The following is a 21,502-nucleotide window of genomic DNA, read 5'->3' as shown; positions in this document are numbered from 1 at the left end:
CCATGTCAGCAGACTCTATCGTCCGCGGCCTGGCCACGGAGCTCAAGGGTGAGGTCCGCGCCGACGACGCCACGCGCGCCGCCTACGCCACGGACGCCTCCAACCACCGCGTCGTCCCGCTCTGCGTCGTCCTGCCCCGCGACGCGGACGACGTCGTCCGGCTGGTCGAACGATGCGCCGACGCGAACGTGCCGATCACGTCCCGAGGCGCCGGCACCAACACCGCCGGCAACGCGATCGGCCCCGGTGTGATCGTCGACTTCAGCCGGCACATGACCGCGGTGCTCGACATCGATCCCGCCGCGCGGACGGCCGTGGTGGAGCCCGGCGTCGTCCTGGACCGGCTGCGCGACCGGGCCGCCGCCCACGGGCTGACCTTCGGCGCCGATCCGTCGACGCACAACCGGTGCACCCTGGGCGGAATGATCGGCACGAACGCCTGCGGCTCCCACTCGGTCGCCTGGGGCACCACGGCGGACAACGTCGACGAGCTCGACGTGGTCCTCGCCGACGGGTCGTGCGTGACGCTCGGCCGCCACGGCGACCAGGGGGACGGCACTGGGGCCGGGACGCCGCTTCTCAACGCGCTGGCCGAGGTCAGAAACAGGTGGCTGGCCGACATCCGCCTCGAGCTCGGCCGCTTTCCGCGTCAGATCTCCGGGTACGGCCTGCAGCACCTCCTCCCGGAGAACGGGTTCCACGCCGCCCGCGCCCTCGTCGGCGCCGAAGGCACCTGCGGCCTGGTCACCCGGGTGCGGGTCCGGCTCGTCCCGTTGCCGGCCGCACGCGTGCTGGTCGTGGCGGGGTTCGCCGACGACCTCGCCGCCGCGGCGGCCGCCCCGGCGCTCGCGGCCGCCGGACCGCTCACCGTCGAGGGCATCAACGACCGGCTCGTGGCCGCCTTCGACAGCCGCCCGGCCCCGCAGCGCCGCCCCGAACTTCCCGCCGGTCGCGCATGGCTGCTCCTCGAGGTGGGGGCCGACGACCCGGCCGCCGCCCGCGACCATGCGGAAGCCGTGCGGCGGTCGGCCCGCGACCAGGGCGCGCTCGACGTGCACGTCGTCGTCGACCACGCGGATCAGCGCGCCTACTGGCGGATCCGCGAACGCGGCGCGGGGCTCGCCACCCGCACCGCCGACGGACGGGAGGCATGGCCGGGCTGGGAGGACGCCGCGGTGCCCCCCGCGCGGCTCGCCGGGTACCTCAAGGACTTCCGCGAGCTGCTCGACCGGTACGGGCGGCAGGGCGTGGTGTACGGGCACTTCGGCGAGGGCTGCGTGCACGTCCGCATCGACCACGACCTGCTCAGCGAGTCCGGGCGGGCCGCCTACCGCTCCTTCCAGGAGGACGCCGCCGACCTCGTCGTCGCGCACGGCGGCTCGCTGTCGGGCGAGCACGGCGACGGCCGGGCCCGCTCGGAGCTGCTGCCGCGGATGTACGGGGAGCGGATCCGCGACGCCTTCGCGGCGTTCAAGCACGCCTTCGACCCGCTCGGACGGTTCAATCCCGGCGTCCTGGTCGACCCCGCGCGCCTCGACGCCGACCTGCGCCAGACGATCAGCCGTCCGCACACGGCGGATCTGGCGTTCGCGTATCACTCCGACGGCGGGGACTTCGGCAAGGCCCTGCGCCGCTGCGTGGGCGTCGGCGCCTGTCGGAAGCAGAGCGGAGGGGGGATGTGCCCGTCGTACCGCGCGACCCGCGACGAGCGACACAGCACCCGCGGCCGCGCGCGCATCCTCGCGGAGATGCTCGACGGCCGCCTGTCCGCGGACGGCTGGCGATCGGAGCACGTCAAGGACGCCCTCGACCTGTGCCTGATGTGCAAGGCGTGCAGCGCCGAATGCCCGGTCACCGTCGACATGGCCACCTACAAGGCCGAGTTCCTGCACCAGCACTACCGCGGCCGGCTGCGTCCCGCCGCCCACTACAGCATGGGCTGGCTGCCGCTGTGGCTGGCCGCCGGCCGGCGGTTCGCCCGGCCGCTCAACGCGGTGCTGGACGTGGACGCGGTGGCGGCGCTCGCCCGGCGGCTCGGCGGCATCGACCCGGCGCGGCGGCTGCCCCGGCTCGCCACCTGGTCCTTCCACCGCTGGTTCCGGCGTCGCACGGGTCCTGCGGACGGAGACCCCGTCGTGCTGTGGGTCGATTCGTTCACTGCGGCCTTCGCACCCGAGGTGGCCCGGGACGCGGTGCATGTGCTCGAAGCGGCCGGTTACCGGGTCGAGGTGCCGTCCCAGACCCTGTGCTGTGGTCTCACTTGGGTGTCCACGGGCCAGCTCGACATCGCCCGCCGGGTCATGCGGCGCACCGTCCGCGCCCTCGACCGGCGCGCCGACGGCGACCGTCCGGTGGTCACCTTGGAACCCAGTTGCGGAGCGGCGCTGCGCAGCGACCTTCCCGAGCTCGTCGACGGGGACGGCGCTCGCCGGGTCGCCTCCCGGATCCGCACCCTGGCCGAACTGCTCGACGGCCGCGAGCTGCCGTTCCGGGCCGACCGGCCGGCCACGGCCGTGGTCCAGTTCCACTGCCATCAGCGGGCCGTGTTCGGCACCCGGCCCGACCGGGCCCTGCTCGAACGGGCCGGTGTCACGGTGCACGGCGTGGACGAGGGATGCTGCGGGCTCGCCGGAAACTTCGGCTTCCAAGCCGGGCACTACGAGATCTCGAAGACCTGCGCCGAGCAGTCCTTCCTGCCCCACCTGGAGGAGCACGCCCCGGACGCGCCGGTGCTCGCCGACGGCTTCTCCTGCCGTCTGCAGATCGCCGAGTTCGGGGGGCGGCGGCCCGTTCATCTCGCCCGACTGCTGCGGGAACGCATCGAGCCCGCGCCCTGACCGCTGAGAGCGCCGACCCGCCGCCGCGGACGCCGTGGCGGCGCGTCGCGGCTGGTTCCCGGCGCCGCCCTGCTGGGCGGCGCCGGGGGCTCGGTGCGGTCGGGTCGAGCGTGCCCGCGTCGGACGTGAAGTGCTCGACGCGCAGCGCGTCCTCCGGCCAGTGCCGGGTCGCGTCCTCGAGTGCGTCGAGCAGCCGCTGCGGACCGCACGCGTAGACGAGGACGCCCTCCGCCGGCTCGGCGAGCAGGGCCTTCACGTCCAGCCGGACCCGAATTCAGCCCATTGACATCAAAGGGGCGGCAGTGCTTGGGCCGCTGCGCGGCCCCACGCCAGGCCGCCCGGAGCGTGCGGCGTGGGCGCCGGTCACCGGACGGCCGCGCCGGGCCGCGCCTCGCGACGCCTACGCCCGTTCGCCAGCCACCGGCGGTCACCTGGTCGCGCCGCCGCCCATAATCGACGCATTCCCTACCGTCCACGTGTCCTTGCCGGTTCAGGGACGTTGCCACGGCTGGAAGGGCGCGGGCCTCCCCGACCCGAGGTCTTGGGGATGACGGCGGCCGGAACCCCGTCAAGGGCGCCCTGCGGGCGTCACTATGTGATGGCTACGCCACCCTTGACAGAACCCATCCGCCGCTAGGTACAGCTTTCGTCGGGTCGGGGGAGGAAGGTGGGGACGAACAGCGGCTACGCCGCTACCCCATCCACAGGATGTCGATGATGCGCAGCGTCTCGGCGTCGTCGTCGACCAGGAGCGTTGGCATGCCCTCACCGCTCTCGCCGAAGAAGGCGTGACGGATGGCTGTCTGACCTGGTCGTTCCGGTACGGCGTCCCACGGCGTTTTCAGCAGGTCGAGAAGGCGCTCAAGCAATGGGCCATCGCGGACCTCGCTGGGCAACCCATTCAACTCATACAGCGCGCGACCGTGGAAGCCGTCCCAGCGGTAGGTCACACCCGGCCTTCCCAGCCCGGAGGCGTGTAGCGGACGAAGCTATCTTCCCTGCCCTGTAGAGCGTCCTGTACCGCTCTCTTCGTAGCCGGGACGGCCGTAGGCGATGGCCCGCAGACGCCACTGGCGTAGCAGGGCCTGGACCTGCTTGAAGCGCGCCAGGTCGTGCGCGGCGTCGAGCGCTTCGTCATACTCGGCCCGGAACTGCTCTCGGTGCGCTGGCGGGAGCGCATCGAAGATCGCGGCCGGGTCCTCACCTGGATCGCGCGGCGCGGTCGGTTCCTCGGGCTGAGCGGTCATGGTGTCCAATCTACCCGTGAGCCGCGCACCGCACGGAGACCCCGCCAGCAGTCGGCGGGTGGAGAGGCTTGCCGAGCCGCTGGGCGTCACCAAGCTGCGCGACCGTGAGCATCTCCGCCGGGTCCGGACTCGCGCCGTGACACAACACCGGCGCACGCTGCGCGTGGAGTTGCAGGCACGAACATCCACGGCCGTCCCCGGCCTTTGCTGCTCAGCCGCCTGCCGGCGACGTGTCTACCGCGCACGCTCCCTCGCCCGACTCGTCACATCAGTGGCGGTGTCCAGAACACACGAACATTCGACTTAGGTAAGGCTAAGCTAATAGTTCCAGGCTGAGCGGCGGACCAAGGACCGGTCGGTTACCTCTGGGTTGACGAGGCAGCTTGGTTGCCGAAGGAGTGGGTTGTCGGTGGGGAGGTGGACATGCGCGATCCGGAGGTTGTTATAGTGGGCGGAGGAAACGCCGGTTACTGCGCGGCTCACGCGGCGGCCGAGCGTGGGCGACGCGTAGTGCTGCTGGAGAAGGCGCCGAGGGCGCATGCCGGTGGGAACAGCTACTACACCCTGGGTTCGATCCGGATGGTGCACGACGGGCTCGGCGACCTGCTCGAGGTCCTCGAACCTGATGAGCGTCACGCGCGTACTGAGGTCCCGCCGTACTCGGCGGCGGAGTTCCTGGCCGATCTGGAGCGGGCCACCGGAGGGCGGGGCGACAGGGAACTTGCCGAAACTGTCGTCGAAGGCTCGCGTGACGCTGTCCGCTGGCTGCATGCATTGGGACTGCGATTCCAGCTGATGTACGAGCGGCAAGCTCACGAGCGTCCCGACGGGACCTTCGTGTTCTGGGGCGGATCGCACGTGTGCAACGTCGACGGCGGACCCGGGCTGATGTCGGTCCATGAGCGCGTCGCATCACGACTCGGAGTCGAGGTGCACTATGACTGCTCTGTCACGGGCCTGATGACTGATGGTGGTTCGGTCGTTGGCGTTCGGATAGGCGATCAGCAGCTCCCAGCGGAGTCGGTGGTGATCGCTAGTGGCGGTTTCGAGGCGAATGCGCAATGGCGTCAGCGCTACCTGGGAGACGGATGGCAGCATGCGAAGGTGCGTGGAACGCCGTACAACACCGGTGACATGATCCGCGCGGCTTTGGAGATAGGTGCAGATCGCGGAGGCGACTGGTCGACCTGCCATAGTGTTCCGTGGGACGCGTCATTTCCCGAAAATGAAAGCAATCGTGCCTTGACGAACCGGCTCAGCCGATATGGCTATCCGCTCGGCATCGTTGTCAACCGCTGGGGTCAACGGTTCTTCGACGAAGGCGCGGACTTTCGCAACTATACGTACGCGAAGTACGGCAAGGCCATCCTCGAACAGCCGGGTTCGGTAGCGTTTCAGGTATTCGATGCGAAGTCGCGCTCGATGCTGGCGGCGTACGAGTACGAGATGCCCGGGATCAGTCCGGTTGTCGCCAACAGCATCGAAGAGCTTGCCGCGGCCATGGATGTCGATGTCGACGGATTCGTGCAGACGGTTCGGGAGTTCAACTCATCGATCGACACCAGCCGTCCGCTCGATCCAACGATCAAGGATGGCCGCAGCGCAGCGGTGGAGCCCGTCAAAAGCAATTGGGCGTCGGCGATCGAGGCGCCGCCGTACTACGCATACCCGGTGACTTGTGGAATCAGTTTCACCTTCGGTGGCCTTCGCGGTGACGTTGATGGCCGGGTGCTTGATCGGTCGGGTAAGCCCATCCCCGGACTCTTCGCGTGCGGTGAAACGCTTGGGGGGCTCTTCAGCTCGAACTACCCGACAGGTTCTGGCCTGACCGCGGGGATGGTGATCGGGCGACGTGCCGGCTCGCTCGCCTGAGCCGCTGCTCGGGGTGCGAGCACCCTTGCGGTCGGAAGCCGCCGTGCGGCCCGCATGCCCTGGGACGTGCGTCGACCGCCGACCGGACCGGCGATCTCCTCAGAGGTGTGTCGCGGTGGCGCGCGGCACGCATCGATTAAGGTTAGGCTTACCTAAGTTTGTGCTATAGTTGGCTCATCGATGAGGGATGGCCGGTCATCGTGCCGTCCGTTCGCGACCTGCGGCATGGGGCGGTGAGGTCGACATTCTTGCGACGAGCCTGAGTCTGGCGATCGCGACTGAGGAATTCAATGATCGCCGTCGTGCCGGCCGACGGCTGACGGCAAAATTCGTCGATGTCCGGCGGCGGTTCGGGTTCCTCAAAGATCCGGTCTCTCTGCGGAGCCCGGCCACGTCCTTGAACTATCTGCATGAGCATGGACGGCTGTCCGACTTCATGGATCGCAAGACGTTGTTCCCGACGAGACGTGAGTTCCACGGGTACCTGAGCTCGGCTGCGAGCCGGATCGACCTTCCGGCGAGGGCGACCTGTATCGACTGGAGTGGTGGGAGGTTCGAGGTCACGCTCGAGTCCGTGGTCGACGGCTCGGAGGTGACGGGGGTCGCGGCACGTCATGCCGTAATCGGCTCCGATATCCGGCCGGTGCCGCCGGAAGGGATCGTGCCGGGCGCCTGGGTGTTCCACAACCATCATTTGCTGAACGGGCTCGCCGGGTTACCCTCGCGGCCGCACGGCCGTTCCCTTGTCGTGGGGCAAAGTGCGGCGGAGGTCGCTGCGTACCTGCACGATTCGTATCCCGATGCGGAAGTACGCGCGTCCTTCCGGTTCGGCTGTACCCCATCCGATAACACGCCCTACGCCAACCGCATCTTCGATCCGGAGGAGTTCTACACGGCACCGCCGGAGCTCAAGCAGCAACTGCTGGACTATGACCGGCCGACCAACTACTCCGCCGTCGATGCCGGCACGCATGGTATGCGTCGGCTGATCGTGCACCGGGTCACCGGGATCGAACGGCTGAGCGAGGGCTCCGACGGGGTCACAGTAACGATCCGTGACCTGGGAAACCGGGGCAGCACCCTCGAGGTCGACGCTGCCGTCTTCGCCACCAGGTGCCGTCCCGGAGACACCCGCAGCATGCTCGGGCCGGGCATTGACGTGTCATCCTCATTCGAGAGGAGTCTCCCGATCGTCGAGCGGGACTACCGGCCGCGTCTGCGCAGCGTTCCCGAATGGATCTTCCTTAATGGCCCAGCACAGTCACGGGTTAACCTCGTCCCTGCTGTCCAACGTGGCGGTCCGCGCCGCCGACATTCTGCGTGCGATCACCGACGAGCAGCCCGATCACCCCACCACCCGGCAACGATTGCCTGCCGCGATCCGGACCGGCCCCCGATAGGGACAAGGAGGAACAGCACTCATGGCCCAGAACCCGTTCGACGACGACAACGGTTCCTTCTACGCACTGATCAACAGCGAGGAGCAACACTCCTTGTGGCCGACGTTCAAGCCGGTGCCAGCCGGTTGGAGCATCGCGTACGGCGAACCCGGCGGCAGACCGCGTCAGGAAGTACTCGACTGGATCGACGAGCACTGGACCGACATCCGCCCGAAGTCGTTGCGCGATCACATTGCCCGGCACGAGACACGCAACACCGACTAGCTTGGCGGCCCGAACACCATCGACTGATCCCGCAGAACGCACCCCGCACAACTCATAGAGGAGCTGGACATGCTTCGCGAAGTCCTGGGCGGGAAATTCACCGCGCCACTGTCACCCAGGCCGACTGCACTACGTGGGTTCGCTGACACTCGATGAAGATCTGCCGCCGGAGGTAGCGACATCTGCAACAACGGCGCGGCTGGCACATCTCGTCCACCCCGGCGACCTGGTGTCTTTCGTGCTGGCCGAGGAGTCCGAACTGGCCGGCTACCAGCTCAAGGTCGTACACGTCGACGCCGCCAACCGCATCATCGCCTTGGGCAACGACCTCGCCGTGCCGGTCCCAAGGGCGGCCGATCAGGTTTCTGGTCGCGTGAGGTGAGCCTGCGAGAACAGCTCAGTTGCGATCGCGCGTTCACCGATCTGCGGTGCGATCGTCGGCCGCTTGACTTTCGGCGGCAACATCCTTGAGTCGGGCACCGAGGTCGCACCGACTCGCTCACAGCCGCCGCACCTGATACCTGGTTCACGTGCGCTGGTGTGGCTTCCAGTGGAAAGCTCCGGCCCTGGAAGCCATCACCGGGCACCTGGTCACAGCGGAGGTCGTGCACTTCGACGACCGGTTCCGCACCTCAGGGCGCCTGGCCTGGGCCTCAGCGGGGAAGTACATGGTGGTCGCCGTGCACGCCAGGCGCGGTAGGGATGCGGTGAAGGCCGCCGGGGTGCTGCCGCCTGTGCGGGTTACACCTGATGCGCGAGCTCGTCGCGGTCAGCGAGACCGGCAGGGACCTGAACGAGGCGTGGCCCGGCAGGCCATCGACTCCCTGTTCGGCTTGGACCAGGTCGCCGAGAACGCCCGCCGGGCGGGCAAGGCCGAGCCAAGATCATGGCTGCGCATCACGACTGGTACCCCAAGCCGAGACCGGGATCGTCCTGAACTCGCGCGGATCGGGGAAAGTGCACTGCGCCGTGGCCCAGAGGATGAGTGACCGTCAGGACGACTACCTGCGGTTCGTGCGTGACCTGCGCGTCCCGTTTTCAACAACGAGGCCGAGTGGACCATTTGGAGGAGCGAGCTCCAGATCAAGATCTCCGGCTCGATGACCGGTGCGCAGCAGTTCTGCACGCTCCGCTCGCACCGAGGCATCTCCGCACTCGAAGCGCTCACCAGCGCCTTCCAGGGAGATCCCTGGATCCCCGCAACCGGATGGGCAAGCCCGGCACGCCAGAATCGCGGCGCGCCTATCTGACTTGATCATGACAGCGCTCGCGCCGCTGGAGCGGCTTCCGGCATCCAGATCTTCCGCTCGCGGATCCCAGCCCGTGAGACTCAGGGCCCTTGAGTGGGGTGGTCAACTTAGGATAGCCTATCCTTATGAATCGAATCGCCGTGTTAGGGGCCCGCGGGCGGATGGGCGCGGCGTCGGTCCGTGCGATTGAGGCCAGCTCCGACTTGACCGTGGTTGCCGAGATCGACGTTGATGACGACGTGCAGGACATCGTCAACAACAACGCTGATGTCGTGCTTGTGTTCTCGCCACCGGACGTTGCCCACGAGCAAGTCCAGTGGTGCATCAAGCAGGGGATTCATGTAGTAGTGGGGACGTCCGGCTTCGACGAGCGGGCTGTGGACCAGATCCGCGCCGCGCTGGTCGATCATCGTGACGTCAGTGTGTTCATCGTTCCCAACTTCTCGGTCAGTGCGGTGCTGATGAGCAAGTTCGTCACTAAGGCCGCCCCGTTCTTCGAGTCTGTCGAGATCATCGAGATGCACCATCCCGACAAGGTGGACGCGCCGTCGGGAACGGCACTGCACACGGCCGAATTGATCGGTCGCGCCCGCGCCGCAGCACGTTGCGCCCCATCACCCGATGCCACCTCCCTCGACCCACATGGCACCCGCGGCGGACGGATCGAGGGAGTCTCCGTGCACTCGGTCCGAGTCCGTGGGTTCATGTCATCGCAAGAGGTGCTGTTCGGCGTCGGCGGCGAAATTCTGAGACTGCGATACGACTCCATAACACGTGAGTCCCTCATGCCCGGAGTACTCACTGCGCTACGCGCCGTCCCGAATCTCACCGGAGTGACGGTCGGGCTCGACGCCGTACTGGGCCTGGACTGACACGAAGCAACGACAGACGGCTGCCGGCTTGCCAGAAGCCGGCACTCGATCTCCCCAAAACCCAGTGCCGACGCGATCTTGAACTTATCTCCCGCGACATTGAGCGATGCGGCTGAGGCACGGGACTGGCTCGACGGTGCGCTGTCAGCTCGAGATGTCCGCCCAGCCCAAAAACCGGCTCGCGGCGTACAACGCGATCACGAGGCCACTCGGATGACGGGATGATTCCGGCCCACCTGTGCCGAGAGGTCGCCGATGCCGTACCGGTACGTCGACGCCGGCCACTTCGGCTACCCGAACAGCCGGAGCAGGTCAACAGTTAGGTAGCCGGTCCTTCACGGGCTGGGAGGCGGCTTCTCGAAGGGAAACCGATGAGCATCGAACCGCTGGCGCTTGACGGGGTCGTTCCGTTTCCGCCGGAGACGGCGGCCAAATACGTCGCCGAGGGGCACTGGCGCGATCAGACGCTGCCGGAGCTGCTGTTCGCCACCGCAGAGCGCTGTCCCGACAAACTCGCCGTCATCGACCGCAAAGCCGAGTTGAGCTATGCACAGCTCACGGACGAGGTTCTGCGCCTCGCCGCCGGTTTGCAGGATCTGGGGCTGAGTCGTGGCGACCGGGTGGTGGTGCACCTGCCCAACATCTATGAGTACATTGCCATCGTCTTCGCCTTGTGGGAGCTCGGGGTGGTTCCCGTCGTCGCTCCCATCGCGCACCGTCGTGCCGAGATCGAGCATTTCATCGAGATCGCCGAGGCGCGTGCCTACATCACGGTCGCCTCGGACAGCGGCACCGATCTCGCCACGATGGCCGCCGACCTGAAGCGGCGATGGCCCCATCTGGAGCACACCGTAGTACTCGAACCTCATGGCGGCGGCGCTGAGTACCAGGCGTTGCAGTCAAAAGGATCGCTTGAGCACGCGCGACGGTGCAGCCCGCAGGACGTCGCTCTGTTGCAGATGTCAGGCGGTACGACGGGCGTTCCGAAGCTGATGCCGCACACTCACCAGACGTACGACTACGCGCTGCGGAGAAGCGTCAGGGAACGGGGCATCACCGAGCGCACTGTGCATCTGCTGGTCATACCGGTCTGCCACAGTATGTCGACGCGTTCGCCCGGCTTTCTTGGTGCGTTCAGCGTGGGCGCCACCATCGTGATCGCCCCGAACGGCAGCCCCGATGCGGCGTTCCCGCTGATCGAGAAGCACGGGGTGACCCGCGTCTCGCTGGTACCTCCGCTCCTGCTGGCCTGGCTGAACTCCTCGCTCCGCAAGTCCTACGACCTCTCCAGCCTGGAAGTGCTCATGTGTGGCGGCGCCAAGCTGAGCGAGTCGGTGGCGAGGCGGGTCGAGCCGGAGTTCGGCGTGCGGCTGTCGCAGAGCTTCGGGATGGGTGAGGGCCTTGTCGTCAGCAATCCCGCCGACGTCGATCCGGCCACCAGCGTGCGGTACCAGGGCCGGCCGGCGTCGGCGGCCGACGAGATCCGGGTCATCGATGACGAGGGCAACGACGTGCCACCCGGTGTACCTGGTCACCTGCTGACGCGAGGACCGTCGGTGATTCGCGGGTACTACCGCAACCCCGAGCAGAACGCGCTGGCGTTCACCAGCGATGGTTTCTACCGCACCGGTGACATCGTGGAGCGGGACGAGCGTGGATTCATCAGGGTCGTGGGACGGTCGAAGGACCAGATCAACCGGGGCGGTGAGAAGATCGCGCCAGAGGAGCTGGAAAATGCGCTGCTCACTCATGCCGGCGTCCACAACGTCTCCGTCGTCGGCGTCGACGACGAGGTTCTCGGCGAACGCGTGAAGGCATACCTGATTCCCCGGACGCCGGAGAGCGCGGCCGAGCTCACCTTGGGCAAGCTGCGCCAGTTCCTGCGCGACAAGGGCCTCGCCACGTTCAAGCTCCCCGATGTGGTGGAGGTCGTCGACGAGTTCCCCTACACCGCGGTCGGCAAGGTCAGCAAGCGTCTGCAGCGCGAGCTGAGCTAGGCGCATGTCGAGCAAGACCACACGTGTCCTCGTCGTGGGCGCGGGCCCGGTCGGAATGGTCTGCGCGCTGGCGCTGAACCGGCTCGGTGTCCCGGTGACCGTTCTCGAGTCCGAGCCGGCGCCGGTGCGGGACCAGCGCGCGGCGACCATCCACCCGAGCACCCTGGAAATGCTCGACGACCTGGGCGTCACCGAAAAGATCCGGGCGCACGGCCTGCTGTCGAGCACCTATCGCTTCCACGACCGGCCGACCGGAGAGGTCGTGGCGGAGTTCGATCTCGGTCTGCTCAAGGACGAGCTCCGGTTCCCGTACGTGTTGCAGTACGAGCAGTACAAGCTGACCGCTGCCATCGCCGAGGAATACGCGAACGAATCCGACTTCGACGTGCGGTTCTCCCACGCGCTGACCGGTCTGACCGAAACCACAAACGGCATCGAGGCGGAGTACACCTCGCCTGCCGGCACCGAACGCATGACGGCGGCCTACGTTGTCGGCTGTGACGGTGGCCGATCGACGGTGCGCAAGCTCGCCGGCATCGGGTTCGAAGGATTCACCTATCCGGAGCGGTTCATCAAGATCGCGACCAGCTTCGACCTGAAGACCGTCATGCCGAATCTGGCGTTCCGCAACTATTTCTCCGACCCCCATGAGTGGGCGAACGTGTTCAAAGTGAGGGGAGAAACGCCCGAGGGGCTCTGGAGGCTGATTCTGCCGATCCGCCACGACGAGGACGACGCCACCGCGTTGTCGCCGGCGCGCGTCCAGCAGCGCCTGCAGAAGTTCCTCCCGAAGACCGGCCCGTACGACGTCGAGTACTGCAACGTCTATCCGGTCAACCAGCGCGTGGCCGCAACCTTCCGCAAGGGGCGCATCCTGCTCGCCGGCGACAGCGCGCACGTGAACAACCCGATCGGCGGCATGGGGATGAACGGCGGCATCCACGACGCCGTCAACCTGACGGAGAAGCTCGCGAAGGTGATCGCCGGTGACGCCGGCGACGACCTGCTCGACCTTTACAGCCGCCAGCGCCGCCATGCCGCGGTGAACTACGTGCAGGCCCAGACGATCGCCAGCAAACGGCTGCTGGAAGAACGCGACCCCGAGGTGCGTCGGCGCAACCTCGACCAGTTGCGCCGCACCGCCGAGAAGTTCGACACCGCACGGGCCTACATGCGCCGCGCCGCCCTGTTCGACAGCCTGCAGGACGCTGCCGCCATCACCTGAGGACCCCGATCCCGGAAACGCCCGAGTCCGGTGCGGTACGGCGCGCCGTACCACACCGGACAGCGACATCCGCTCAGCGGGCCAGCAAGTCCGTCAGCAGCGGGCCCCACTTCGGCAGACCGGAATCGGGCTCGAGGATGGACTGGTGGTCCTCGTCCTCAGCGACGAAGAACGTGAAGTTGGTCAAGTGCCTGTCCCATCCCAGCGCGTCCTCGCGGCCCAGCTCCGCTACTCGGGGCGTGTGAGTCGCGGATGACGCGATCACGAGCGCCTCGACGTCGAGACGGCCCCGCGTCGGCGCGGACGTCAGGACATCACAGCGACGACCGGCCGTCTCGACGGCTTTGAGCTGCCTCGCGTCGGCGAGCAACTCGGTGAACGCCTCCTCGCCGAAGGCTTTCCGCATCTCGTCACGCATCGACTCGGCGGATCCCGGTCGTTCGAGAAGCTCCGTCGAGTTCTCCGAACCCGCGGGCATGGCGTCCACGATCACCAGGGGGCCGACGCGTTCCCCTCGGGAGACAAGCCGGCGCGCCACGGCGAACATGATGTGTGCGCCGTATGACCAGCCCAGCAGTTCGTACGGTCCGGCCGGCTGTAGTCCCTGGATGATGTCGGCATAGGTTGCGGCGAGGTCGTCGAGGTCGTCGAACTCGATGTCGAGGCCGACGATCGCCGGATCATCGATTCCGACCAGCCCGACGCCGGGCGGGAGGTACCTCGACAGTTCCGAGTACATGAACGAGGCGCCGAACTTCGGGTGCGCGCAGAACAGAGTGCGGCCGTTCAGGGACTCGGTGAATTGGGTCGCTATCGCGGTGATGTCGACCTCGGGATCGGCGTCCGGCCGCATCTTCTGGTCGACCACCGCACTCAGTTCCCCGATCGTCGAAGCGGTGATGATGTCCCGCATCGTGATGGTCACGTCAAACTCGCGATTCATCTGCGAGGCGAGCCGCATGGCCGCCAGCGAATGCCCGCCCAGACGGAAGAAATCGCTCGCCACGCCCAGGACCAGACCCTCGTCGAGGTCGAGCACCTCGCGGAAGATCCCGGCCACTGCCAGCTCCGTGTCCGACTCGGGCGCCCGGCCCGTGCCGAGTCCGGACGCGGCCACGTCGGCGGGGGGCAGGGCTCGGCGATCCAGCTTCCCGGTCGGGGTGAGGGGGAAGGAGTCCACCGCGACAAGGGCCGCCGGGACCATATAGTCGGGCAGGTACCTGGTCAGATGGTCGCGCAACGACTCACTGATGTCGGCGTCCGCGGTCGTACTGTAGTACGCGGCCAGTTGCAGCCCCGTGGGATGCTCGAAGGCGACCACTTCGGCGCGGGTGATCCCGGGGAATTCCTGCACCACGTCCCGGATCTCCTCCGGTTCGATGCGATAACCGCGGATCTTGATCTGCTCGTCGGCGCGACCGAGGTAATCGATCATCCCGGCGTCGTTCCACCGGGCGAGATCGCCGGTGCGGTACATCCGTTGTCCTGGTTCCCACGGGCAGGCGACAAAACGTTCGGCGGTCAGCGCGGGTTGGCCCCAGTACCCGCGCGCGGTTCCGTCACCGGCGAGGTAGAGTTCACCGGCGACGCCGGGAAGCGCGGGGTCCAGGTTCTCGTCGAGGATGTAGGCCCGGGTGTTGAAGATCGGCGTTCCGACGCTCGAGGTGGCGCTGTCGGCCAGATCGGCGCCGAGGGCGTTGATCGTGTACTCGGTGGGTCCGTAGAGGTTGTACGACTCGACTCCCGGCGCGTCGCGCAGCTGTTGCCACAGCCGGTCGGGGACGGCCTCGCCGCCGAGGGAGACGAAGACGACACCGGGCGCGTCGGAGGACACGGACCGGCCGGCCGGCCGGTCCCGTTCGAGCAGCCCTTCCTCGACCAGGAGTTGCCCGTAGGACGGGGTCACGTCGAACCCGTCCATCCGCACCTCGTCGTAGTGCGCCAGCAGCCGCTGGTGGTCGCGGCGCATCTCCTCGTCGATGACGTGCACCTCGTGGCCGTTCAGCAGCCAGAACAGCTGCTCCCACGAGGCGTCGAAGGAGAAGGACGTCGTGTGCGCGATCTTCAACCGGCGCCCGCGCTGGTGCTCCACCACCCGATCGAAGATCTTCTCGACATGGTTGAAGTACATGTTCGTCAGTCCGCGGTAGCCGACGGCGACCCCCTTGGGCCGTCCGGTGGTCCCCGAGGTGAAGATGATGTACGCGAGGTTGTCGAGCGAGATCCGCCCGCCTCGTTCCGCTTCGGTGATCGGAGCCGTGTCGATCCGCGCGAGGCGATCCACGGTCGTCACGGCATCCAGGTTGATCACCTTGCCGGCGGCGCCGGTGAGCCGATCCACGTCGCGGTCGGTCACCAGGGTGACGGTCGGTTCGGCGACCTCGATCATGTAGCCGATCCGTTCGTCCGGCAGTTCGGCGTCCAGCGGGACGTAGGCGGCCCCGACGGCGAACACCGCGAACATCGCGATGACCGTGCGCTCGTCGCGCGGCAGCAGCAGCGCGACCCGATGCTCTCGGCGCACTCCCTCGTCGAGCAGAAGCCGGCCGTAGCGATTCACTTCGGCGAAGAACTCCGCGAAGGTGTACCGACGATCTCCGGCGACGAGCGCCGTTTCCGATCCGGACAGCCGCACCTGCCGGTGCAGCAACTCGGCGACCGTGACCGGTTCGATGTCGCGGACGAGATCGGCGGCGACACCCGTGTGGGGGGCGGTCTCGTCCGGCAACAGCGCGGACAACGTGCCAACAGGCTCGTCGAGCCGGCGAGTGAGAGAGGTGAGCACCTGCACGTAGCGGTGGAGCAACAGCTCCGCGGCCGGAGCGTCGAAAGCGTCCCGGCGGTAGGACAGGCGCACGTGCACGGTCGCCGACCCGTCGCGTTCTTCCGGGTCGATGGCGAACGTCACCGGGTAGTGGGTTGCGTCGTCGACCTTTGCGCCGACGACCTGCAGCCCGCCTGTGTCCTGCCCCGCGGCCTTGCCGAGCGGCACGTTCTGCACCACGAACAGCGTGTCGAACAGGACGGGTACGCCCGCGTTGGCCTGGATCTGTGTCAGAGCGGCATGCGGGTAGTCGATGACGTGCGTCTGCTCGGATTGGACGCGGGCGAGCAACTGCCGAGTCGTTTCGAACGGGGACGAGTGCACCCGCATCGGGACCGTGTTGAACAGCAGCCCGATGATCCGGTCGGCGTCGGGCAACGACGGCGGCCGACCGGAAACGGTGTTGCCGAAGACGACGTCGTTGCTTCCGGTGAGCCGGCCGAGCGTGATCCCCCAGGCGGTCTGCAGCAAGGTGCCCACCGTGACCTTGGCATCCCGTGCGGCGCGGAACACCATCGCGGCCTCTGCCGGGCCGAGGTCGAGGTGAAGCTCACCGGTCCCGCTCCGCGCGTCACCGAGGTCGACGAAGTCGGGGCACAGCAGCGTCGGACCGGCGAGCTCCGCGAGGTAGTGGTCCCAGGCGCGATAGGCGGTCTCGGGATCCTGGTCGTCGACCCAGTCCAGGTAGGAGCGGAAAGACGACGGTCGCACCCGATCGACATAGCCGTCATCGGCGTAGATGCTGAAAATCTCATCGAACAGCGCGTTGATGGACCAGCCGTCCAACAGGATGTGCTCGAAACTCATGACCAGCATCCACGCCTGGTGGCCGTGTTCGAGCAGGGTGAACCGGATCAGCGGCGGGACCTCGAAGTCGAACGGCTCACCTCGCTCGGCCGCCAGGAACCGCTCCACATCGACCCCGCGGGCACCCCACTCGTCCAACCGGATGACCCGCACGGGCACTTCGACGCCGGACGGAATCACCTGGACGTCCCCGGGAGGGACGAACGCCGCCTTGAGGTTGGGGTACCGCTCCATCGCACTGGCGATGGACGCCGTCATCCGCCCGGGATCGAGATCTCCCGCGATCTGCCGGGTGATCTGCGAGACGTAGGTGTTGTGGTCGTCGGATTCCCGCGACCGCAGCAGGTGGTAGAACAATCCCCGTTGCAACGGGGCGAGCGGAAGGATCTGGGCGTCGTGCCCGTACCGGGCTCGGATGGATTCTTCTTCGGCGGGCGTCAACGCGACCCGGTCAGCGCGACGCAGGGTGAACACCTCTCGACGCTCGTCGTCGAGGGCGGGGACCCCGGTCCTGCCGATCTCTTCGGTGATGGCGGAGGCCAGCGCCGACACGTCGACGTCGACGGTGTGCGCCGACTCGACCCGGACGCGGACGACGTGATCGTCGGGCGCACCACCCGCGACGAGGACCTGGATGCCGAGTCCGTCCTCGGGTGCGCCGACCCCCGCGGCAGGCTCGGTGATCAGCTCCGCTCGGCTGCGGAACACGCCCACCCGAACCCGCGGAATCGGAAGATCGTCGAAGAAGCGGCTGAACCGGGGATGTCCGGCCAGCGCGGCGTATTCGGCCGCTCGCTCGGGGCTCAGTCCGATGACCTCACCGTCATCGAGCAGCACGGGGAACTTACGGGTCCTCAGTGGACCGTCGGACTCGTGGAGCTCCACCAACAGATCACCTTCAGCGATCCCGGACAGGGCGTTGGCCACGGCCGTCAGCACGACGGACCGCAGGGAAGTCCCGTCCGCGGCGGGAACCGCTCGTCCAGCCGTGACACCTGACGCCGCCGAAGCCACCGCGTCGCCTCGCCGCGGCAGCACGGTGGCGGTCGCGTCAGCGAGCCGATCCGCCCAGTCCTCCCAGAACGGATCGTCGAGGACGGCCGCCAGTTCGTCGTCCTCGTATCCGGCCGCGGCCCGAGGGGACGGGACAACGGCCATCGGAATCTTCGCCTGATATGCGGTGACCAGCTCGGGGAGCTTCTCCCTGACCGCGTCCAGCACCTCGGGATTGCCGGTCTCGGCGACCAGTTCACCGGTGCCGCCGTCGCGAACCGCCAATCGCAGGCCGAGGCTCGCTCCCGACAGGGCGTGGCCGACGTGGTCGATCGCCGCCCGCCAGAGCGGAGCCACGCCGATGTCGAAGTCCTCGAGCGGCAGACGGAAACGGCGGACGTCACCGAGATCGTCGTCAGCTCCGGTCCGGCCCTCGTCACCGGCACGAACGATCTGGGCGAGCTGCTTGACCGTCAGATCCGGGTGCCGGGATCCGAGCACGAGGAAACGCGCCGTCTTCCGCAACAATCGCGACGTGGTGTCCGCCGAGAACAACTCACGGGCCGCGTTCAGATTCAGTCCGAATGCCCCGCTGTCTAGCCTTTCGATGCTCGACACGAGATCGAACAGCGCGGGCTGGGATGCCAGCGGGCCATCCGCGGTGGTCGAGACGTAGTTGGTGAGCGGTGACGCCGGACCCGAACCTCCACCGCGATCCACGTAGGCGGCCATCACCTGGAAGAGCGGACTGATCCCGACCCGCCGCGGCGGGTTCACCGCCTCGACGACGTGCTCGAACGGAACGAGCTTGTGGTCAGCCGCTTCGAGCATGCGATCGCGGCACCGGAGCAGGGTCTGAGCGAAGCCGGCATCGGCGTCGATATCGGCGCGTACAGCGACGGTGTTCACGAAGTACCCGATCAGGTCCTGCAGCTCGGGCTGGTCCCGCAGACTGGCCGGGGTGCCGACAGGTATCGTGTCGCCCGCCCCTTCGTCCCACAGCACCAAGGAGAACGCCGCAATCAACGCCTGCAGCGGCGTTGCCTTGAGTTCGAACAGCAGTTCGTCGACCATGGCGGTCTCATCGCCGGTGAGGGACGTGGTCGCCGGTCGGATGGTCCGTTCTTCGGATGCGTCGCGTGGCCGGTCGAGGGGCAGGACGGTTTCGGTCGGGAGATCCGACAGCAGGTCCTTCCAGTACCGCAGGTCCGATTGGTAGCGAGACTCCGGATCTTCCCGATCTCCCAGCACATGCCGCTGCCATACCGCGAAATCGGCGTACTGGGTCGGCAAGGGCGCGACATCGGCGGGCTTGCCGGTAGCCGCTTCGAGGTAGAACTCGTTCAGTTCATGAACAAGGGTTCCGAAAGAATCCGCGTCGGTAACGATGTGGTGCCCGTAGGCGACGAGCACATCGCCATCAGAATGGCGCAGCAAATGGAACTTCAGTCCGAACTCGGAGGTGAAGTCGAGGGGCAGTGCGGCGACTTGAGCGATCTTTTCGGTGAGCGGCTCGGAAGCGGCGTCTTCGACCTCCAGGACCTTGGTGTCGGCGCCGGGCTCCGGACAGATGACCTGGCGCAGCGATGAGGTCTCCTCGTCCGGTACGAGAATCGTGCGCAAGATCTCGTGACGAGCGACCGTCCGACGGACCGCCGTCTCCAGAGCATCCAGATCGAGCCGCTCGCGTGCTTGCAGCACGATTTCAGTTCGATAGATCGAACGCCCGGCGATCTGCTCCGTGAACCAAAGTGCTTGTTGTCCGTAGGAGACCGGGAGGGCGGCTGGGCGTGGGAGGTCGCCGATGCGTGCGCGGGAGGTGCCGGAGGGTTGGGCGGTGGTGGTGGTGTCGGCGATGCGGGCCAGTTCGCCGATGCGGGGGTGGTCGAAGACATCGCGGAGGGTGAGCGCGGTGCCCAGTAGCGCGTTGGCGCGTGCGACAAGTCGTGCTGCCAGCAGGGAGTGCCCACCGAGGCGGAAGAATTCGCTGCCCACGCCCAGAGTGGTGTTGCCGTCCAGGTGCAGGACGTCGCGGAAGATGCCGGCCAGGGCGATCTCGGTGTCGCTTCGGGGCGCCCGCCCCTCGACCGCACCCGCGGTCAGGTCTGGTTGCGGCAGCGCGCGGCGGTCCAGCTTTCCGTTGGGCGTGACCGGGAACCGGTCCAGGCGCGTGAAGGTCGCGGGCACCATGTAGTCGGGCAGCGACTCCGCGAGATGCTCGCGCAGGGTGTCGAACAGTGGTGTGTCTTCGGCGTCCGTGGTGCTGGTGCTGGTGGTGGTCACATAGGCGGCGAGGTAGTGTCCGCCGGCGGGGTGGTCCACGGCGATGACGGCGGCACCCGACACGCCCGGATGCCGCTCGAGAACAGCGCGGACCTCACCGGGTTCGACCCGATACCCACGGATCTTCACCTGATCGTCGCTGCGGCCGAGGAACTCCAACTGGCCGTGGGAGTTCCACCGCACCACATCGCCGGTGCGATACAACCGCGCACCCTGGTCGCTGAACGGGTCGGCCACGAACCGGTCAGCGGTCAGGCCGGGGCGTGCGATGTATCCGTCCGCGAGCTGCACCCCACCCAGATACAACTCACCCGCCACACCTGCCGGTACCGGGCGCAGCCAGGCGTCGAGTACGTGCGCTGTCGTGTTGGCGACCGGTACACCGATCACAGTGCTCTCGGTGTGGGTGATGGTGGCGGCGGTGCCGTCGCCGGTGACCTCGGTCGAACCGTAGAAGTTGTGCAGCACCGCGTGCGGCGCGGCAGCCCGCATGGCGCGGGCGGTGCCCGCGGTGAGCGCCTCACCCGAGGAGACCCACGACCGGACCGTGGCCAGCGCCGCGGGTGCGTCGTCGTGGCGGGCCAGGACCTCGGCCAGGCTCGGCACGGTCAGCAGATGCGTAACCCGGTACCGGGCGATCACATCGAGCAGACCGGCCGGATCTTGGGCGGTCTCGGCGGGAACGACCACGATCCGGGCACCGGCGATCAACGGCCCGAACAACTCGGTCACCGCATCAACGAAACCAAGACCGCTCTTGCACAGCGCCACATCCCCCGGCTTGTAGCCCAGCACCCGCCGGCCCCACGCCAGACGGTTGACCAGTGCCCGATGCGTGAGGACCACGCCCTTCGGATCGCCTGTCGTACCCGAGGTGAAGATCACCACAGCCGCGTCAAGCTCATGCAACGACCGCATCAAAGCAGGGGCGGTTTTCTGGCCGGTGGCCAAGTGCTGCTGGGTGTCGCGGTCATCGATGCGAAGTAGTGGCGCGGAGTATTCACCCAGTACGTGCCGATGTGCATCGGCGGTATGTCCATCGGTGATGACCAGCGCAGGTGCCGCGTCGCCGAGGATGTGTTCGACGCGTTCGGAAGGGTATCCCGGATCGATCGGCACATAGGCCGCCCCCGCACGGATCACCCCGGCCAGCGCCACCACCAGATCAACCGAACGCCTCATGGCGACCGCGACACAATCCCCCACCCGCACCCCCTGCTCGATCAGAAGGGCGGCGAGAGCGTTGACCCGTGCATCAAGTTCGCCATAGGTCAGCTCGGTGCCGCCGTCGGCGACGACCGCGACCGCGTCCGGATCGGCCGCGACCCGCTCACGCACCAGCGCATCCACCGTCACCGGCGCAACATCAAGCGCCTCACCACGTGCCCGCCTGGAGCCCAGACCATCACCGCCGCCGGGGGCCAATCCGGCGCTCAGCTCATACAAAGTCTGAGCCGTAGACCCGCCCAGGACAGTGTCGAGGAAGCTACTGAACTGCCCGGCGTGCAACACCGGATCGCCCGTAGCGGACCCCGCCGACAACTCCAACCGGATCCCGCTGCCGGGGGTGCGGTAGACCGCCAGGTCCAGTGACCCGACCGGGCCGGTACTGATCGTCTCAGAAACCGCGT

The 21,502-nt window shown here is 67.5% G+C and carries 10 protein-coding genes and 2 pseudogenes; 9 read left to right on the top strand and 3 right to left on the bottom strand.

Features of this window, described 5'->3' with window-relative positions:
* The first annotated feature begins 2 nt into the window (after window positions 1-2).
* Window positions 3-2,837 carry an FAD-binding and (Fe-S)-binding domain-containing protein gene (locus tag QSK21_RS10995; RefSeq protein WP_285695419.1) on the top strand — a complete coding sequence of 945 codons (2,835 nt, stop codon included), beginning with the start codon at window positions 3-5 and terminating at the stop codon, window positions 2,835-2,837.
* 692 nt (window positions 2,838-3,529) lie between these two features.
* On the opposite strand, the gene QSK21_RS10990 is transcribed toward QSK21_RS10995, so the two are convergent.
* Both QSK21_RS10990 and QSK21_RS10985 read right to left on the bottom strand, forming a co-directional pair.
* Entirely contained in the window at window positions 3,530-3,787 is a 258-nt protein-coding gene (locus tag QSK21_RS10990; RefSeq protein ID WP_285695418.1) for a hypothetical protein, read from the bottom strand.
* A gap of 39 nt (window positions 3,788-3,826) precedes the next feature.
* Window positions 3,827-4,084 (bottom strand): DUF6247 family protein, encoded by a 258-nt coding sequence (locus tag QSK21_RS10985; protein WP_285695417.1) that lies wholly within the window; start codon window positions 4,082-4,084, stop codon window positions 3,827-3,829.
* Between the two features lie 423 nt (window positions 4,085-4,507).
* Here QSK21_RS10985 and tcuA point away from each other — a divergent pair, with 423 nt between their 5' ends.
* The 8 genes and pseudogenes from tcuA to QSK21_RS10950 all read left to right on the top strand — a co-directional run bounded on the left by tcuA (window position 4,508) and on the right by QSK21_RS10950 (window position 12,964).
* Window positions 4,508-5,956: an FAD-dependent tricarballylate dehydrogenase TcuA gene (gene tcuA, locus QSK21_RS10980; protein WP_285695416.1), complete on the top strand. Its 1,449-nt coding sequence runs from the start codon at window positions 4,508-4,510 to the stop codon at window positions 5,954-5,956.
* A gap of 187 nt (window positions 5,957-6,143) precedes the next feature.
* Window positions 6,144-6,911 (top strand): annotated as a pseudogene (locus QSK21_RS36100) (SidA/IucD/PvdA family monooxygenase); the annotation flags it as partial.
* 292 nt (window positions 6,912-7,203) lie between these two features.
* On the top strand, window positions 7,204-7,356 hold the full coding sequence (locus QSK21_RS10975) for a hypothetical protein (RefSeq protein ID WP_285695415.1): 153 nt from the start codon (window positions 7,204-7,206) through the stop codon (window positions 7,354-7,356).
* 21 nt (window positions 7,357-7,377) lie between these two features.
* The gene (locus tag QSK21_RS10970) at window positions 7,378-7,620 is read left to right on the top strand and encodes an MbtH family protein (protein ID WP_285695413.1); all 243 of its coding nucleotides are present in this window, start codon (window positions 7,378-7,380) and stop codon (window positions 7,618-7,620) included.
* 69 nt (window positions 7,621-7,689) lie between these two features.
* A pseudogene (locus QSK21_RS10965) lies at window positions 7,690-8,002 on the top strand (aspartate 1-decarboxylase).
* Window positions 8,003-8,995: 993 nt separating this feature from the next.
* A complete protein-coding gene (gene dapB / locus QSK21_RS10960) occupies window positions 8,996-9,742 on the top strand; it encodes a 4-hydroxy-tetrahydrodipicolinate reductase (RefSeq protein ID WP_285695412.1) in 747 nt (248 codons plus the stop codon).
* A 371-nt stretch (window positions 9,743-10,113) separates the two neighbouring features.
* Complete coding sequence (locus QSK21_RS10955) at window positions 10,114-11,739, top strand: (2,3-dihydroxybenzoyl)adenylate synthase (protein WP_285695411.1); 1,626 nt, start codon at window positions 10,114-10,116, stop codon at window positions 11,737-11,739.
* 4 nt (window positions 11,740-11,743) lie between these two features.
* Window positions 11,744-12,964: an FAD-dependent oxidoreductase gene (locus tag QSK21_RS10950; protein ID WP_285695410.1), complete on the top strand. Its 1,221-nt coding sequence runs from the start codon at window positions 11,744-11,746 to the stop codon at window positions 12,962-12,964.
* Between the two features lie 73 nt (window positions 12,965-13,037).
* Here the strand turns inward: QSK21_RS10950 and QSK21_RS10945 are convergent, their stop codons facing one another.
* Window positions 13,038-21,317: a non-ribosomal peptide synthetase gene (locus QSK21_RS10945; protein WP_285695409.1), complete on the bottom strand. Its 8,280-nt coding sequence runs from the start codon at window positions 21,315-21,317 to the stop codon at window positions 13,038-13,040.
* Window positions 21,318-21,502: the final 185 nt, after the last annotated feature.

The sequence above is a fragment of the Actinomadura sp. NBRC 104412 genome (genome assembly GCF_030269515.1).
GTDB lineage: Bacteria > Actinomycetota > Actinomycetes > Streptosporangiales > Streptosporangiaceae > Spirillospora.
The sequence above is the reverse complement of the archived record's forward strand: the minus strand, read 5'-3'. Positions and strand labels throughout refer to the sequence as shown.

Excerpts from the sequence above, each read along its gene's own strand:
- dapB (WP_285695412.1), top strand. The coding sequence starts at position 8,996 with ATGAATCGAATCGCCGTGTTAGGGGCCCGCGGGCGGATGGGCGCGGCG.
- QSK21_RS10995 (WP_285695419.1), top strand. The coding sequence starts at position 3 with ATGTCAGCAGACTCTATCGTCCGCGGCCTGGCCACGGAGCTCAAGGGT.
- QSK21_RS10985 (WP_285695417.1), bottom strand. The coding sequence starts at position 4,084 with ATGACCGCTCAGCCCGAGGAACCGACCGCGCCGCGCGATCCAGGTGAG.
- QSK21_RS10975 (WP_285695415.1), top strand. The coding sequence starts at position 7,204 with ATGGCCCAGCACAGTCACGGGTTAACCTCGTCCCTGCTGTCCAACGTG.
- QSK21_RS10955 (WP_285695411.1), top strand. The coding sequence starts at position 10,114 with ATGAGCATCGAACCGCTGGCGCTTGACGGGGTCGTTCCGTTTCCGCCG.
- QSK21_RS10950 (WP_285695410.1), top strand. The coding sequence starts at position 11,744 with ATGTCGAGCAAGACCACACGTGTCCTCGTCGTGGGCGCGGGCCCGGTC.
- tcuA (WP_285695416.1), top strand. The coding sequence starts at position 4,508 with ATGCGCGATCCGGAGGTTGTTATAGTGGGCGGAGGAAACGCCGGTTAC.
- QSK21_RS10970 (WP_285695413.1), top strand. The coding sequence starts at position 7,378 with ATGGCCCAGAACCCGTTCGACGACGACAACGGTTCCTTCTACGCACTG.